General features: G+C 66.4%; 14 protein-coding genes. 4 read left to right on the plus strand and 10 right to left on the minus strand.

The window, feature by feature from the left end; all coding sequences use genetic code 11:
* Positions 1-55 precede the first annotated feature (55 nt).
* The 3 genes from G3W89_RS06615 to G3W89_RS06625 are packed head-to-tail and all read right to left on the minus strand — an operon-like array spanning position 56 to position 3,320.
* Entirely contained in the window at positions 56-2,446 is a 2,391-nt protein-coding gene (locus G3W89_RS06615; RefSeq protein WP_162573343.1) for an ATP-binding cassette domain-containing protein, read from the minus strand.
* 8 nt (positions 2,447-2,454) lie between these two features.
* Complete coding sequence (locus G3W89_RS06620) at positions 2,455-2,865, minus strand: VOC family protein (protein WP_174258238.1); 411 nt, start codon at positions 2,863-2,865, stop codon at positions 2,455-2,457.
* Between the two features lie 5 nt (positions 2,866-2,870).
* Positions 2,871-3,320, minus strand: coding sequence for a helix-turn-helix transcriptional regulator (locus G3W89_RS06625; protein WP_162573344.1), 450 nt, complete (start codon positions 3,318-3,320; stop codon positions 2,871-2,873).
* A gap of 132 nt (positions 3,321-3,452) precedes the next feature.
* On the opposite strand from G3W89_RS06625, the gene G3W89_RS06630 reads away from it, so the two are divergent.
* Positions 3,453-4,058 (plus strand): class I SAM-dependent methyltransferase, encoded by a 606-nt coding sequence (locus G3W89_RS06630; RefSeq protein WP_162573345.1) that lies wholly within the window; start codon positions 3,453-3,455, stop codon positions 4,056-4,058.
* 63 nt (positions 4,059-4,121) lie between these two features.
* Here G3W89_RS06630 and G3W89_RS06635 read toward each other — a convergent pair whose 3' ends face one another.
* From G3W89_RS06635 to argH, 5 genes are all read right to left on the minus strand, one after another.
* Complete coding sequence (locus tag G3W89_RS06635; RefSeq protein ID WP_162573346.1) at positions 4,122-5,363, minus strand: D-alanyl-D-alanine carboxypeptidase family protein; 1,242 nt, start codon at positions 5,361-5,363, stop codon at positions 4,122-4,124.
* 224 nt (positions 5,364-5,587) lie between these two features.
* Positions 5,588-6,961, minus strand: a complete 1,374-nt coding sequence (locus G3W89_RS06640) for a UDP-glucose dehydrogenase family protein (RefSeq protein WP_162573347.1) — start codon at positions 6,959-6,961, stop codon at positions 5,588-5,590.
* 4 nt (positions 6,962-6,965) lie between these two features.
* Positions 6,966-7,937: a UDP-glucuronic acid decarboxylase family protein gene (locus tag G3W89_RS06645; RefSeq protein WP_162573348.1), complete on the minus strand. Its 972-nt coding sequence runs from the start codon at positions 7,935-7,937 to the stop codon at positions 6,966-6,968.
* Positions 7,938-7,946: 9 nt separating this feature from the next.
* On the minus strand, positions 7,947-8,834 hold the full coding sequence (locus G3W89_RS06650; RefSeq protein ID WP_162573349.1) for a glycosyltransferase family 2 protein: 888 nt from the start codon (positions 8,832-8,834) through the stop codon (positions 7,947-7,949).
* Positions 8,835-8,998: 164 nt separating this feature from the next.
* Positions 8,999-10,396, minus strand: a complete 1,398-nt coding sequence (argH, locus tag G3W89_RS06655) for an argininosuccinate lyase (RefSeq protein WP_162573350.1) — start codon at positions 10,394-10,396, stop codon at positions 8,999-9,001.
* A 52-nt stretch (positions 10,397-10,448) separates the two neighbouring features.
* Between argH and G3W89_RS06660 the strand changes: the two genes are divergently transcribed.
* From G3W89_RS06660 to G3W89_RS06670, 3 genes are read left to right on the plus strand one after another with little or no spacing between them, the layout of a single operon-like run.
* Positions 10,449-11,513, plus strand: a complete 1,065-nt coding sequence (locus G3W89_RS06660; protein ID WP_162573351.1) for a sensor histidine kinase — start codon at positions 10,449-10,451, stop codon at positions 11,511-11,513.
* A 13-nt stretch (positions 11,514-11,526) separates the two neighbouring features.
* On the plus strand, positions 11,527-12,276 hold the full coding sequence (locus tag G3W89_RS06665) for a LytR/AlgR family response regulator transcription factor (protein WP_162573352.1): 750 nt from the start codon (positions 11,527-11,529) through the stop codon (positions 12,274-12,276).
* Complete coding sequence (locus G3W89_RS06670) at positions 12,273-13,511, plus strand: AI-2E family transporter (RefSeq protein ID WP_162573353.1); 1,239 nt, start codon at positions 12,273-12,275, stop codon at positions 13,509-13,511. Before G3W89_RS06665 ends, G3W89_RS06670 begins: the two co-directional genes overlap by 4 nt.
* Positions 13,512-13,515: 4 nt before the next feature.
* Here G3W89_RS06670 and G3W89_RS06675 read toward each other — a convergent pair whose 3' ends face one another.
* Together G3W89_RS06675 and G3W89_RS06680 are read right to left on the minus strand one after the other, a co-directional pair.
* Positions 13,516-13,725 (minus strand): DUF3606 domain-containing protein, encoded by a 210-nt coding sequence (locus G3W89_RS06675; RefSeq protein ID WP_162573354.1) that lies wholly within the window; start codon positions 13,723-13,725, stop codon positions 13,516-13,518.
* Between the two features lie 157 nt (positions 13,726-13,882).
* The gene (locus G3W89_RS06680; RefSeq protein ID WP_162573355.1) at positions 13,883-15,208 is read right to left on the minus strand and encodes an MFS family transporter; all 1,326 of its coding nucleotides are present in this window, start codon (positions 15,206-15,208) and stop codon (positions 13,883-13,885) included.
* Positions 15,209-15,292 lie beyond the last annotated feature (84 nt).

Below are 15,292 nucleotides of genomic sequence, written 5' to 3' on the forward strand. Positions count from 1 at the left end.
GCAACGCAAGAGAGGGGCTTCGATCGTATTCGCAAGACCGAGGGTTGCGCTCCGGTCAGCCACCGACGTAGGCCGCCAGGTGCTTGCCGGTGAGCGTCGACCGCCCGGCGACGAGGTCGGCCGGCGTGCCCTCGAACACGACGCGCCCCCCGTCATGGCCGGCGCCCGGCCCGAGGTCGACGATCCAGTCCGCATGCGCCATGACCGCCTGGTGGTGCTCCACCACGATGACTGACTTGCCCGAATCGACCAGTCGATCCAGCAGGCCGAGCAACTGCTCGACGTCGGCCAGGTGCAGGCCCGCCGTCGGCTCGTCGAGCACGTAGATGCCTCCCTTCTCGGCCATGTGGGTCGCCAGCTTGAGCCGCTGCCGCTCGCCGCCGGACAGCGTGGTCATCGGCTGACCGAGGCTGAGGTAGCCCAGGCCCACATCCGCCAGCCGTTCGAGAATGGCAAGCGCGGCCGGCGTGCGCGCCTTCCCTGCGCCGAAGAAGTCTTTCGCCTCGGAGACCGGCATCGCGAGCACCTCGCTGATGTCGAGGCCGCCGAGATGGTGGTCCAGTACCGATGCCTGGAACCGCTTTCCCTCGCATTCCTCGCAGGGGGTGGCGATGCCGGCCATGGCCCCCAGGTCGGTGTAGATGACGCCGGCACCGTTGCAATTGGGGCAGGCGCCCTCAGAATTCGCACTGAACAGTGCGGGCTTCACGCCGTTGGCCTTCGCGAAGGCCGAGCGGATCGGGTCCAGCAGTCCCGTGTAAGTCGCCGGGTTGCTGCGCCGCGAGCCGCGAATCGCGGCCTGGTCGATGGTGACCACGCCCGCGCCAGCGGGAATCGATCCGTGCACGAGCGAGCTCTTGCCCGAGCCCGCCACCCCGGCGACCACGACCAGCACACCGAGCGGGAGGTCCACGTCCACGTCGCGCAGGTTGTGCGTCTTCGCGCCGCGAATCGGAAGCACCCCGGTCGGCTTGCGCACCTTCTGCTTGAGGGAGGCCCGGTCGTCGAAATGCCGGCCGGTGAGGGTGCCGCTGGCCCGCAGCCCCTCGACGCTGCCCTCGAAGCAGACGCTGCCGCCTGCCGTTCCCGCGCCGGGGCCGAGGTCGACGACGTGATCGGCGATCGCAATCGTCTCCGGCTTGTGCTCCACGACGAGCACGGTGTTGCCCTTGTCGCGCAGCCGCAGCAGCAGCTCGTTCATTCGCCGGATGTCGTGCGGGTGGAGGCCCGTGGTGGGCTCGTCGAAGACGTAGGTGACGTCGGTGAGCGCGGAGCCCAGGTGACGGACCATCTTGACGCGCTGCGCCTCGCCGCCCGACAGGGTGCCGGACGGCCGGTCGAGCGAGAGATAGCCGAGGCCGATCTCCACGAACGAGTCGAGTGTCTGCGCCAGCGCGGCGAGCAGCGGAGCCACCGAGGGCTCGTCGAGGCCGCGCACCCACTCGGCCAGGTCGCTGATCTGCATTGCGCACGCATCGGCGATGTTGATCTTCTTGATCTTCGAGGACCGGGCGGCCTCGCTGAGCCGCGTGCCGCCGCAGTCGGGGCAGGTGCTGAACGTCACCACCCGCTCCACGAAGGCGCGTACGTGCGGCTGCAGTCCATCGACATCCTTCGAAAGGATCGACTTCTGAATCTGCGGGATGACGCCCTGGTACGTCAGGTTGACGCCATCGACCTTGATCTTGGTCGCCTCCTTGTGGAGCAGGTCGTGCAGCTCTCCCTTGCTGAACTTGCGTATCGGCTTGTCCGGGTCGAAGAAGCCGCAGCCGCGGAAGATGCGGCCGTACCAGCCGTCCATGCTGTAGCCGGGAATGATGAGCGCGCCCTCGTTGAGCGACTTGCTGTCATCGTAGAGCGCGGCCATGTCGAAGTCGGTGACCGAGCCCATGCCCTCGCAGCGCGGGCACATGCCGCCTGTGCGGCTGAAGCTCTGCTTCACGGTCTTTCCCGCACCCCGTTCGATGGTGATCGCGCCGCTTGCGCGGACCGAGGGGACGTTGAAGGCGAACGCGTTGGGCGAGCCGATGTGCGGCTTGCCGCACCGGCTGAAAAGAATGCGCAGCAGCGCGTTGGCATCGGTGGCGGTGCCCACCGTCGAACGCGCGTTGGCGCCCATGCGTTCCTGGTCGACCAAGATCGCGGTCGTCAGCCCTTCGAGCACGTCGACCTCGGGCCGCGCCAGCGCTGGCATGAATCCCTGCACGAAGACGCTGTAGGTCTCGTTGATCAGCCGCTGGGACTCCGCGGCGATGGTGCCGAACACCAGCGAACTCTTGCCCGACCCGGAGATGCCGGTGAACACCGTGAGCCGGCGCTTCGGGATCTCGATGCTGACGTCCTTCAGGTTGTTCACGCGCGCGCCGTGCACGCGGATCAAGTCGTGACTGTCGGCGGCGGGAAGCGGTGCGGGCGATGTCTTGTTCGTCTTCGTGGCCTTGCTCATCCGGTCGCTCAGCGCAGCTCCTGCAGGCGGATCAGGTTGCCCGCGGGATCGCGGAAGGCGCAGTCGCGAACGCCATAGGGCTGCTCGGTCGGCTCCTGGACGACTTCGGTGCCGCTGGCCTGCAGCTGCTCGAAGGTGCCGTCGAGGTCTCGGGTGGCCAGGAGAATGATCCCGTAGGTGCCCTTGGCCATCATCTCGGCGATCGTGCGGCGCTCGTCGTCGGTGATGCCGGGGGAAGCGGCCGGCGGATAGAGGACGATGGACGTTCCGGGCTGGCCCGCCGGGCCCACCGTGATCCAGTGCATGCCGCCGTACGCGACATCGTTGCGGACCTCGAAGCCGAGCGTGTCGCGGTAGAAGGCCAGGGAGGCGGCCGGATCGTTGTGCGGGAGGAAGGTGGAGTGAATGGTGATGTCCATGCCGGTCAGTCTAATTCCGGCTCCGTGTCTCGCGCTTCTCGATTCCTGATCGGGCGTGTGACCTGTTTCGCCACGCACGACGGCATCCCCGCGGTCGCAAGTGCTTGTTGGCGCCGATAGGTGCTGGGCGGCATGCCGACCAGCTCGGCGAAGCGGGTGCTGAAGGTGCCCAGCGACGAGCACCCGACCTCGAAACAGACCTCGGTAACGCTGAGGTCGCCGCGACGCAGCAGTGCCATCGCACGCTCGATGCGCCGTGTCATCAGGTAGCTGTACGGCGATTCGCCGTAGGCGAGCCGGAACTGGCGGCTGAGGTGTCCGGCCGACATGCTCGCGTCGCGGGCGAGCGCCTCGACGTCCAGCGGCTGCGCGTACTCCCGGTCGATCCTGTCGCGAACGCGGCGCAGCCGGGCGAGGTCGCGCAGGTGCTGCGTTGCGGCGGGGCTGGGAATCATCTGCACAATCGTGCCATGCCGCCGTGGCGTGCTCAAGCGCAGCGGTGGGGCGTGAAGGCGCACTAGGCAAATGCAGTGCCACGAGCGGTCTTCGGTTGCCGATACGATTCGGCACAACGAGGAGTGTCAGATATGCGATCAGCCGGTGCCGCCACCTTCGACGAAGCCTATTACCGGCGCTACTACTTCGACAAGAAGACCAAGGTGGTCGACCCCCAGCACGTCGAGCGCCTGGGCGCGTTTGTCTGCGCCTACCTGCGATACCTGCGCGTGCCCGTGAGGCGAGTGCTGGACGTCGGCTGCGGCATCGGGCTGTGGCGCGACATCATCGCGCGGCAGTTCCCGTTGGCCAGCTACCACGGCGTGGAGTTCAGCGAGTACCTGTGCGGGCGCTACGGATGGGAGCGCGGTTCTGTGGTGGACTACCAGGCCGGGAAGCCCTTCGACTTCGTCATCTGCCAGGGCGTGCTGCCCTATCTCAGCCCGCCGGATCTGAAGCGCGCCTTGCGCAACCTCAGCCTGCTGAGCCAGGGCGCCCTGTACGTGGAAGCCGTGACGCGCGAGGACTTCGCGCGCGACATCGTGGATGAAGACCTGACGGACCCACGCATCTTTCGCCACAGCGCCGAGGTGTATCGGCATGGGCTTTCGCGCCACTTTCAGGAGGTGGGCGGCGGCGTGTGGCTGAGCCGGCAAGCCGAACTGCCACTGTTCTCGCTGGAGTGCGCACCAGAGTGACTTCTTGCTGGACTGTCGTCGGCTTTCCTCATTGCCCCGGCACCCGCCCGAAGCAGCCGTCGTTCACTTGCCGACCAATTTGAGCGCGCGTTGCCACGTGCGAAGCATGAAGCCCGCGCGTTCCACGTCGGCCTGCGCGACCAGCGGCGCTTCCCCGACGGGCTTGCCGTTCGAGTCAGCGATCACCTTGCCGATCACCGTCCCCTTCGTCACCGGTGCCTCCAGGTCTGGCTTGATCTGCACCGAGGTGTGCACCTGCTGGCCGCGCGGGACCGTCACCGTCCATGGCGACTGCAGCGTCGCAGGAACAGTGTCGACCTTGCCAAAGCTGACCTTGGCGGTCGTTACCACCGCGTTCGGCTGAATGGGCGTCGCCTTCTCGAAGTTGCCGAAGCCCCACCCGAGCAGCGCGCGCGTCTCGTCGGCACGCGCCTGCGCGCTGTTGGTGTTGAGGATCACGGTGATGAGGCGCATCCCGTTGCGTTTGGACGAGGTGACGAGGCAGTAGCCCGCCTCCTGGGTGTGGCCGGTCTTCAGTCCGTCGACCGTTGGATCGGTATAGAGCAGGGCATTGCGATTTCCCTGCTTGATGCCGTTGAACTTGAACTCACGCTCCGCGTAGATCGGGTAGTAGTCGGAGCTGTCGCGGATGATCGCGCGTGCCAGGATCGCGAGGTCCCGTGCAGACGCCTTGTGCTCCGGGTCGGGCAGACCCGTCGCATTCACGAAATGCGTGTGAGTCATGCCAAGGCGCTGGGCTTCGGCGTTCATGAGCTTGGCGAAGCCCTCTTCGGAGCCGGCCATGTGCTCGGCGATTGCCTTGGACGCGTCGTTTCCGGACTGGACGATGATGCCGCGCAGGATGTCGATGACCGTGGCTTGGCTGTTCAGCGGCAGGTACATGCATGACTCGGTGCTGGAGCCACGGCACCAGGCGTTCTGGCTGACCGATACCAGATCGTCCTTCTTGAGCTTGCCCGACCGAAGCGCTTGTTCGACCAGGAAGCTGGTCATCATCTTGGTCAGCGAGGCTGGCGGCAGCGGTTCGTCGGGGTTGGCCGAGGCGAGCACTTCGCCAGAGTCGAAGTCCATCAACAACCATGACTTGGCGGGGAGCGCCGGCGCACCGCCGGCAACTGCGGTCTGTCCAGCCGCCGGCGCGGACGCAGGCGCGGCGGCCGCCGGCTTCTTCTGGGTTGCACGCTGAGCGGCGTGAGAGGCCGCAAAGGCTTCGGAGCCGGGGACAAGGGAACTCGCGGCAATCGCGAAGAGGACCGGAAGAATGGAAAAAGTCTTGGAGTGCATGGGTGTTCTGGGGCGGAATGGAGATTGTCGCGGATCAGGCGTTGATTTTCGATCGCGAATGGAGGATCGAAGATCGAAGTGCAAGTTCAATGCATGCGCGGCGGCTGACGGTCGAGTTGACGCTGCCTGGCCTATGCGATTCGCCTTCTCCGAGCATTTCCCATGGGTGCTCGCGTCTTTGACGAAGGCATCCCGGAGGTGCCCTCGATCCGGTATGGCCGCCTTCAGCGGCTGTTGCGCCCGATGCCCTGGTAGATGACGCCCGCCTCCTTCATGACGCCGGGCTCGTAGAGGTTGCGGCCATCGAAGATCACCGGCGACTTCATCAACGCCTTGAGCCGCTCGAGGTTGGGGCTGCGGTAGGCCTTCCACTCGGTCACGATGATCAGCGCGTCGGTATCGGCCAGCACCTCCAGCGGGTCCTTGGCCGAGGAAAAGCTGATGCGATCCAGCAGCGCCGGCGCATCCGCGAAGTCGAGCTGCAGCACGCGTCTGGTCTCGTCGACGGCGATCGGGTCGTGCGCCACCACGCGCGCGCCGGCGCGCAGCAGCGTGTCGAGCACCACGCGGCTCGGAGCCTCGCGCATGTCGTCGGTGTTGGGTTTGAAGGCCAGGCCCCACAGCGCGAAGCTGCGGCCGCTGAGGTCGGCGCCGAAGCGGTCGAGCACCTTTTGCGTCAACACGCGCTTCTGCTCGTCATTGACAGCCTCGACCGACTCCAGCACCCGCAGTGTCTGCCCGTTCTCGCGCGCGATGCGCGTGAGCGCCTGGATGTCCTTCGGGAAGCAGCTGCCGCCGTAGCCGGTGCCGGCATAGAGAAAGCTATAGCCGATGCGCGGGTCGGAGCCGATGCCTTGGCGGACCGCCTCGATGTCGGCACCCACGCGATCGGCCAGATTGGCCAGCTCGTTCATGAAGCTGATGCGGGTGGCGAGCATTGCGTTGGCCGCGTACTTGGTGAACTCGGCGGAGCGCACGTCCATCACGCGGGTGCGCTCGTGATGGCGGTTGAAGGGCGCATAGAGCTTGCGCATGGCCGCCAGGGCCTCGCGGCCGTTCTCGTCGTCGCTGTAGCCGATGACGATGCGGTCGGGCCGCATGAAGTCCTCGACCGCGGCGCCTTCCTTCAGGAACTCGGGGTTGCTCACCACCGAGAAGCGCAGGTCCGGACGGCCGCGCTTGTCGAGCTCCTCCTGGATGACGGCGGCGACCTTGTCGGCCGTGCCCACCGGCACGGTGGACTTGTCGACCACCACCTTGAAGCCGTTCATGTACTTGCCGATGTTGCGCGCCGCCGCCAGCACGTACTGCAAGTCGGCGCTCCCGTCCTCGTCGGGCGGCGTGCCCACGGCGATGAACTGGACTTCGCCATGCGCGACCGAGGCCTCGATGTCGGTCGAGAAGCTCAGGCGTCTGGCCGCCGCGTTGGATTCGACCAGTTCGCTGAGGCCCGGTTCGTAGATCGGGATGCCGCCCGCGTTGAGGGTGTCGATCTTGCGCTTGTCGACGTCCACGCAGAGCACGTTGTTGCCGATGTCGGCGAGACAGGCGCCAGTGACGAGGCCGACGTAGCCGGTGCCGATGATGGTGACGTTCATGTGTTCAGTCTGCGATGGTTTCGGAGAGCGCCTTGTCGAAATAGGCGATGGTCTTCTTCAAGCCTTCCTCGAGCTGGGTCCTGGGCTCCCAGCCGCCGAGCTCCTGCTGGGCGAGCGTGATGTCGGGCCGGCGCTGCTTGGGGTCGTCCGCGGGCAGCGGCATGCGCACCAGCTGGCTCTTGGAGCCGGTGAGCTCGATCACCTTGTTGGCGAGCTCCAGCATCGAGAACTCGCCGGGGTTGCCGATGTTGATCGGGCCCGGCACCTCGTCGCCGGTGCCCATCATGCGGAGCATTGCCTCCACAAGGTCGTCCACGTAGCAGAAGCTGCGCGTCTGCTGGCCGTCGCCGTAGATGGTGATGTCCTCGCCCTTGAGCGCCTGCACGATGAAGTTGGACACCACGCGCCCGTCGTTCATGTGCATGCGAGGGCCGTAGGTGTTGAAGATGCGCACGACCTTGATGCGCAGCTTGTGCTGGCGGTGGTAGTCGAAGAACAACGTCTCGGCGCACCGCTTGCCCTCGTCATAGCAGCTGCGGATGCCGATCGGGTTGACGCGGCCCCAATAGGCCTCGACCTGCGGATGGATCTCCGGGTCGCCGTAGACCTCGCTGGTGGAGGCCTGCAGGATCTTGGCGCGCACCCGTTTGGCAAGCCCCAGCATGTTGATCGCGCCGTGCACGCTGGTCTTGGTGGTCTGCACCGGGTCGTGCTGGTAGTGAACCGGCGATGCGGGGCAAGCCAGGTTGAAGATCTCGTCGACCTCCACATAGAGCGGGAAGGTCACGTCGTGCCGCATCAGCTCGAAACGTGGATGGTCGAGCAGGTGCTCGATGTTGCGCTTGGTGCCCGTGAAGAAGTTGTCGACGCACAGGACATCGTGGCCCTGCTCGATGAGCCGGTCACAGAGATGGCTGCCCAGGAACCCGGCGCCGCCGGTGACCAGGACTTTCTTGGAAGCGTTGTATTGCCGCATGCTGTGAGATCACTCCATTGGGGGAATTGGTTGGGGGGGCTTGGCCTTCAGTTCGGCTACTGGCGGCTGCGCCGTGCGCTGTTCGTACATCTTCGCGTCGACCAGCATGCGAAACCACAATGCCTGAAAAAAAGCGAAATAGAAGCCGGTGGTGCCGTCCAGGAAGCCAAGCCGGAAGACGTATCGGTACATGAAATAGCTGAGCGAGCGCAGCCCGGTCGGCAGCTTGTAGTAGATCTCCTTGATGAAGCGCGTGCGCTCGCGCGCGTCCCCCATCAGCCGGGGCTGGAGCACGTTGGCGGCGGCCGGCCGCGGGCCCAGCTTCTCCTTGGCCTCCGCGTCGCTCCAGCGGTTGTGGCTGGCGATCCAGTCGGTGAGCCGGGCCGAGTTCTTGTCGTGCATGAAACCCTGGAGGCGCCCCGGCGTGGCGTTGCTGATGAAGTGCTGGTCGTAGAGCCGTGACTCGCAGCGCCCCGCGCCCGAGCGGAACAGCCGCAGGTGCCAAGGGTTGACGCCCGAGAAGCGCAGCATCTTGCCCATGAAGTAGTCGCGCCGGCGCAGCATGTAGGCATCGAAGCGCGGCGTGCCGGCGAGCAAGGCCCGGATCTCTGCGACGGCCTGCTCGTCCAGCACCTCATCGGCGTCCAGGTGCAGTTGCCAGCCGTAGGCCCCCTCGATCTGCGAGATCGCCCAGTTGCGCTGGTCGCTGTAGTTGGAGAAGGGCCGCTGCACCACGGCGCAGCCCAGCTCCTCGAGGAGGGCGACCGTGTTGTCCGTCGAATGCGAGTCGACCACGAAGACGTTCGGGCTCGCCTTTTTCGCCTGCGACACGGTCTCCCGGATGATCGAGGCGGAGTTGAAGGTCAGGATGACGACAACGCAGGAGTCTTGTTCCATGAATGGGGTTGGCTGGCCGGGTTCGGTAACGCAGGTTGCCCGGCACTTTGCTGCAATGCAATGCCAAACTTTAGCACTACAGTTTTACAAATAGCCACAAAGCTGACAAAAAACCACGGGCAAACCCTGGCATAGAGCCGCTCGGTGTTGCCGGGAGGAGACCGTTATTGCAGCCGAGCCCGGTGCCGCGCGATCTGCTTGCGGACCTGTGCCGGCGCGGTGCCACCGAGGATGTTGCGTGCATGCACCGAGCCACGCAGGCTCAGCACGTCGTACACGTCCTTCTCGATCTTGGGATGGAAGGTCTGCAGCACCGACAGAGGCAGCTCCGACAAGTCCACCTTGTGCGAGATCGCGGCCTTCACGGCATGCGCCACCGTCTCGTGCGCGTCGCGGAAGGGCAGGCCCTTCTTCACCAGGTAGTCGGCCAGGTCGGTGGCGGTGGCGTAGCCGCGCAGCGCCGCCTTCTCCATGGCCTCCGACTTGACGGTGATGCCGCCCACCATCTCCGCAAAGATGCGCAGCGTGTCCTTGAGCGTGTCGACCGTGTCGAACAGCGGCTCCTTGTCCTCCTGGTTGTCCTTGTTATAGGCCAGCGGCTGGCCCTTCATCAGCGTGATGAGGCCCATCAGGTGGCCGACGACGCGGCCCGTCTTGCCGCGCGCGAGTTCGGGCACGTCCGGGTTCTTCTTCTGCGGCATGATCGAACTGCCGGTGCAGAAGCGGTCGGCGATGTCGATGAAACCGAAGGCCTGGCTGGTCCAGAGCACCAGTTCCTCGCTGAGCCGGCTGATGTGCACCATGGCCAGCGAGGCGGCGGCAGCGAACTCGATCGCGAAGTCGCGGTCGCTCACCGCGTCCAGGCTGTTCTCGCACACCCCGTCCATGCCCAGCGTGCGCGCGACCAGTTCCCGGTCCAGCGGATAGCTGGTGCCCGCCAGCGCCGCGGCGCCCAGCGGGAGGCGGTTGACGCGGCCTCGCACGTCGGCCATGCGCTCGGCGTCCCGCGCGAACATCTCGACGTAGGCCAGCATGTGGTGGCCGAAGCTCACAGGCTGCGCCACCTGCAGGTGGGTGAAGCCCGGAAGGATCACCTCTGCGTTCTTCTCGGCGATGGCCAGCAGCGACTTCTGCAGGTCGCCGAGCAGCCCGCTGATCAGGTCGATCTCGCCGCGCAGCCAGAGCCGCACGTCGGTGGCCACCTGGTCGTTGCGGCTGCGGCCGGTATGCAGGCGCTTGCCGGCATCGCCGACCAGCTGCGTGAGGCGCGCCTCGATGTTCAGGTGCACGTCCTCGAGGTCGAGCTTCCAGTCGAAGGCGCCCGACTCGATCTCGCCGCGGATTTGCGCCATGCCGCGCTCGATGGCCGCATGATCCTCGGCGCCGATCACCCCCTGGGCGGCCAGCATGCCCGCATGCGCCAGCGAGCCCTGGATGTCGGCCTGCCACAGCCGCTTGTCGAAGAAGACGCTTGCGGTGTAGCGCTTCACCAGGTCGCTCATCGGTTCGGAGAACAGGGCCGACCAGGCTTCGGATTTCTTGTCGAGTTGGTTGTGGGTCATGGGTGTGAACCGGTTGGGAGGCAATAATGGGTTTGCACCCGATCTTTGCTTGATGCGCAGCCCATCGATTTTATCGACCACCCCTCAGGCGCCGTCCCCGGCACGGACCCGTGGACCTGCGCGCGCCGGGGCCGCGATCTTCGATGCCTGCCAGATCGGCGTGGTGCTGCGTGCGGTCATGTTCGTCGAGGCGGTGGTGGCAGCGGCCACGTTGTTCCAGGCGTCCACACCCTCGGAGTGGCTGATGCTGCTCGCCACCGTCACCGGCGGAGCCCTGCCGGCCACGCTGCTGTGGCTGTTGTCGGCATGCTGGCTCAAGAAGCTGCTGGGCCGCTTGCCGCGCGCGGCGCAGTACGCAGCCGGCGCGCTGCTCGGGGCGGCCGCCGCGGTCTATGGCTGCGGCCTGTTGCGGCTGACCGGCGTGGTGGGAAGCGCGCCGTGGATTGCCAGCGCCCTGGCCGGGGCCATGTTCGCGGCGCTGGTAATGGCCGCGCTGGTGCTGCGCGCGCGCGGCCAGACGCCCGCGGCGATGACGGCGCGCCTGGAGGAGCTGCAGTCGCGCATCCGTCCGCACTTTCTCTTCAATACGTTGAACAGCGCCATCGCGCTCGTGCGAGAGGAGCCGGCCAAGGCCGAGGCCATGCTCGAGGACTTGAGTGAGCTGTTTCGCCACGCCCTGGCCGATGAGGGCGAATCGGTCACCCTGGCCGACGAGATCGCGCTGGCCGAGCGCTACCTGGCGATCGAGCAGGTGCGCTTCGGCGAGCGGCTGCGCATCCGCTGGGACATCGATCCGGCGGCCAACGGCGCGCGCCTGCCGCCCTTGCTGCTGCAGCCGCTGGTCGAGAACGCGGTCAAGCATGGCGTCGAACCCAGCCCCGAGGGCGCAAAGATCCGCATCCGCACCGAGCGCCGCGGCAGCATGGCCGTGATCGAAGTGATTAACAGCCTGCCGCCGCTGCGCTGGGCCGACGAGCCCCTGCCGCGCGGCCATGGCATCGCGCTGGCCAACGTGCGCGACCGGCTGCACCTGCTGCACGACGTGCAGGCGCAGTTCAGCGCGGGCATGGACCAGAAGGCCTATCGCGTGCGCATCGCCATTCCGGCAGAAGCGTGAAAAAAACAGACATATGCATGTTCTTCGCACCCTCATCGTCGACGACGAAACGCTGGCCCGGTCGCGGCTGCGCACGCTGCTGGCCGATTGCCGCGCGCCGGCGGCCGAGGTCGTGGGCGAGGCGGCCAATGGTGCCGACGCCCAGGCGCAACTGCTCACCGGGGACTTCGATCTGGTGCTGCTCGACATCCACATGCCGGGCATGGACGGCATCGAGCTGGCACGCAGCCTGCGACAGCGCGCCGGCGCGCCGGCAGTGGTGTTCGTCACCGCGCATGCCGTCCACGCCGTCACGGCCTTCGAGCTCGAGGCCGTCGACTACCTCACCAAGCCGGTGCGGGCCGACCGGCTGCAGCAGGCGCTGCAGAAGGCAGCGCGCTCGCTGCGGGAGCGGCGCGGCCCCATGGCCGACGTGCCGCAGGAGGTGCTGCTGATCCAGGACCGCGGCCGTACCGAGCGTGTCCTGATGTCCGACGTGCTCTATCTCAAATCCGAGTACAAGTACCTCACGGTGCGCACCGCGGCGCGCAGCCACATCTACGACGGGTCGCTCGCCGAGTTCGAGGAGCGCTACCCGGCGCGCTTCGTGCGCGTGCACCGCAACGCGCTGGTGGCGCGCCAGTCGATCCGCGCGCTCCACAAGTACGACGACGGCGAGGACGCCGAGGGCTGGGCACTGCGCATCGACGGTATTCCCGAGCCGGTGGTGGTGTCGCGCCGCCAGTTGGCCGCCGTGCGCGAAGCGCTGAAGGATCCGCGATGAACGACGAAGTTGCACCGAAGACCGCAGAGGCGCCGGCCGAGCCGCCGCCACCGCCGCCACCGCCGCCGCTGTCGGCCGAGCAGGAGCGGACCGTTGCGGCAGCAGCCGAATCCGCCGAGGCGGAGGTGGAGCGCGTACTGCTGCACATGCCGGTCGACGTGCGCAGCGCAGCGCTGGTGATGCTGTGCGTGCTCGCCGTGGTGTTCACGCTTCACTGGGCCAAGTCCGTGTTCGTTCCGCTGATGCTGAGCCTGCTGCTGACCTATGCGCTCGCGCCGCTGGTCGATCTGTTCCAGCGCTGGAGGATCTCGCGCTGGATCAGTGCCGCCGTGATCCTGCTCGGGCTCCTCGGCGGCCTGGGCTGGACCGGCTATTCGCTCTCCGGCAGCGCCTCCGAGCTGCTCGATACGCTGCCCGTCGCGACGCAGAAGCTGCGCACGGCCTTGCGCAGCGGCCGGAGCACCGACACGAGCGCGCTCGACACCGTGCAGAAGGCTGCTGCCCAGATCGAGCAGGCGGCCGAGGAGAACTCGGCCAAGGTCGCCGCGCGCAAAGGCGTGTCGCGCGTGGTCGTCGAGCGGCCGGCCTTCAACGTGCGGGACTACCTGTGGAGCGGCACGGTGGGGCTGATCGCTGCCGCCGGGCAGCTCACGCTGGTCGCCTTCCTGACCTATTTCGCGCTCGGCTCGGGCGACACCTTCAGGCGCAAGCTGGTGAAGATCACCGGACCCAGCTTGCAGAAGAAAAAGATCACCGTGCACGTGCTCGACGACATCACCCAGAACATCGAGCGCTACCTGCTGGTGCAGATCCTCACCAGTGCGATGGTCGGCCTCGCCACCGGCCTCGCCTTCTGGGCCATCGGGTTGGAGAACGCGGCCGTATGGGGCATCCTCGCCGCGGTGACCAACCTCATTCCCTACATCGGCTCGGTGATCGTGATGGCCGCGGCCGGCCTGGTGTCATTCCTGCAGTTCAACAGCATCGAGATGACGCTGCTGGTCGGCGGCACCTCGCTGCTCATCCATACGCTGGTGGGCAACTTGCTGGTGCCCTGGCTCACCAGCCGCACGAGCCGCATGAACCCGGTGGCGGTGTTCGTGGGCGTGATCTTCTGGGGGTGGATCTGGGGCATCTGGGGCCTGCTGCTGGGCATCCCGATCATGATGGTGGTGAAGGCCGTCTGCGACAGGGTGGAGGACCTGCAGCCGATCGGGGAGCTGCTCGGGGACTAGGACTTCAAGGCTTACCGTCCACGCGTTGTTCGTTGCTCGAGCTGCGCGTGCCCTTCAGGTGAAGCTCCACGTCAGCGACCCGGCTTCCAACGGCCTTGACCGCTTCCCGGATCTGCTGAGGGGTCGCATCGAATCGCCTGGCAAGATCTTCCAGCGCACTCGAGGAACTGACATCGATGCTTTCGGCTTGTGACGAGGCTTCATCTTGCGGCATAGGAGTCCTTGGAAAAGAGTGCGACGTTTGCCTGCGAAGCTAGAACACGACATGCGCAACCGTGTCGGCGCGAGGCGCAACCAGCCAAGCGTGAATTCCTACTTCTTGCTGGCAAGCTGGGCAGGAGTTCGTGTTCCCGCCGGGTGTCGACCGCGATTCAATGCTCGTGATGCAGGTAGCTCGCCTGCCGCGGCAGCCGCAAGCTCACCAGGAAGGCGATCACCATCATCACCGTGACATACCAGAAGAAGGCCGACTCGTGCCCCAGCGCCTTGAGCCCCAGGGCGACGTACTCGGCCGAGCCGCCGAAGATCGCATTGGCCACCGCATAGGCCAGCCCCACGCCGAGGGCGCGCACCTCCTGCGGGAACATCTCGGCTTTCACGATGCCGCTGATCGAGGTGTAGAAGCTCACCACGGCCAGCGCCAGGATGATGAGCGCGAAGGCCGCGACCGGGCTCGTCACGCGCTGGAGCGTCATGAGGATGGGCACCGTCGCGAGCGCCCCGAGCGCGCCGAAGAGCAGCATGTTGTTGCGCCGCCCGATGCGGTCCGACAGCGCGCCGAAGACCGGCTGCATGCACATGTAGACGAACAGGGCGCAGGTCATCACGTAGCTGGTCGTCTTGATCGGCAGGCCCACCGTGTTGACCAGGTACTTCTGCATGTAGGTCGTGAAGGTATAGAAGATCAGCGAGCCGCCGGCGGTGAAGCCCAGCACCGTGAAGAAGGCCGCCTTGTGGTGGCGGAACAGGCCCGCGAGCGTGCCGGCTTCCTTGTTCTCGCGGCTCTCGGAACTGGAGGTCTCGTGCAGCTGGCGGCGCAGCTGCATCGCGACGACGGCGGTGATCGCGCCGATCACGAAGGGAATGCGCCAGCCCCAGGCCCTGAGCTCCGCCTCGCTCAGCAATTGCTCCAGCACCACGATCACCAGCACCGCGAGCAGCTGCCCCCCGATCAGCGTGACGTACTGGAACGACGAGAAGAAGCCACGCTGGCCCTTGAGCGCCACCTCGCTCATGTAGGTGGCGGTGGTGCCGTACTCGCCGCCCACCGAAAGGCCCTGAAAGAGCCGCGCGACCAGCAGCAGCGTGGGCGCCCAGGCACCGATGCTGTCGTAGGTCGGCAGGCAGGCGATGGCCAGCGAGCCGGCGCACATCATGGTGACCGAGATCACCAGCGATGTCTTGCGGCCCTTGCGGTCGGCGATGCGGCCGAACAGCCAGCCGCCGATCGGCCGCATCAGAAAGCCGGCTGCGAACACGCCCGCGGTGTTGAGCAGCTGAACAGTGGGGTTGGATTTGGGAAAGAACGAGGAGGCGAAGTAGAGCGCCGAGAAAGCGTAGACGTAGAAGTCGAACCACTCGACCAGGTTGCCCGAGGAAGCACCGACGATGGCGAAGACCCTGCGGCGCTTTTCCTCGGCGGTGTAGTGCGTTGCAGGCTGCTGGGCTGGGCTGGAAGCGGGCGTGGCTGCACTCATGATTTCGCCTTGAGTGTTGTGATGGCCCGATCGATTCTGCGCGGCAGCGTGCAGACGCGCTGTCGGCCGACGCCTCATCCAGGC

The sequence above is a fragment of the Variovorax sp. PBL-H6 genome, from assembly GCF_901827155.1.
In the GTDB taxonomy this organism is placed as follows: Bacteria; Pseudomonadota; Gammaproteobacteria; order Burkholderiales; family Burkholderiaceae_C; genus Variovorax.

What these genes read in the sequence shown, in the direction of transcription:
- G3W89_RS06615 (WP_162573343.1), bottom strand. Translation starts at nt 2,446, where the DNA reads ATGAGCAAGGCCACGAAGACGAACAAGACATCGCCCGCACCGCTTCCC.
- G3W89_RS06620 (WP_174258238.1), bottom strand. Translation starts at nt 2,865, where the DNA reads ATGGACATCACCATTCACTCCACCTTCCTCCCGCACAACGATCCGGCC.
- G3W89_RS06625 (WP_162573344.1), bottom strand. Translation starts at nt 3,320, where the DNA reads ATGATTCCCAGCCCCGCCGCAACGCAGCACCTGCGCGACCTCGCCCGG.
- G3W89_RS06630 (WP_162573345.1), top strand. Translation starts at nt 3,453, where the DNA reads ATGCGATCAGCCGGTGCCGCCACCTTCGACGAAGCCTATTACCGGCGC.
- G3W89_RS06635 (WP_162573346.1), bottom strand. Translation starts at nt 5,363, where the DNA reads ATGCACTCCAAGACTTTTTCCATTCTTCCGGTCCTCTTCGCGATTGCC.
- G3W89_RS06640 (WP_162573347.1), bottom strand. Translation starts at nt 6,961, where the DNA reads ATGAACGTCACCATCATCGGCACCGGCTACGTCGGCCTCGTCACTGGC.
- G3W89_RS06645 (WP_162573348.1), bottom strand. Translation starts at nt 7,937, where the DNA reads ATGCGGCAATACAACGCTTCCAAGAAAGTCCTGGTCACCGGCGGCGCC.
- G3W89_RS06650 (WP_162573349.1), bottom strand. Translation starts at nt 8,834, where the DNA reads ATGGAACAAGACTCCTGCGTTGTCGTCATCCTGACCTTCAACTCCGCC.
- argH (WP_162573350.1), bottom strand. Translation starts at nt 10,396, where the DNA reads ATGACCCACAACCAACTCGACAAGAAATCCGAAGCCTGGTCGGCCCTG.
- G3W89_RS06660 (WP_162573351.1), top strand. Translation starts at nt 10,449, where the DNA reads ATGCGCAGCCCATCGATTTTATCGACCACCCCTCAGGCGCCGTCCCCG.
- G3W89_RS06665 (WP_162573352.1), top strand. Translation starts at nt 11,527, where the DNA reads ATGCATGTTCTTCGCACCCTCATCGTCGACGACGAAACGCTGGCCCGG.
- G3W89_RS06670 (WP_162573353.1), top strand. Translation starts at nt 12,273, where the DNA reads ATGAACGACGAAGTTGCACCGAAGACCGCAGAGGCGCCGGCCGAGCCG.
- G3W89_RS06675 (WP_162573354.1), bottom strand. Translation starts at nt 13,725, where the DNA reads ATGCCGCAAGATGAAGCCTCGTCACAAGCCGAAAGCATCGATGTCAGT.
- G3W89_RS06680 (WP_162573355.1), bottom strand. Translation starts at nt 15,208, where the DNA reads ATGAGTGCAGCCACGCCCGCTTCCAGCCCAGCCCAGCAGCCTGCAACG.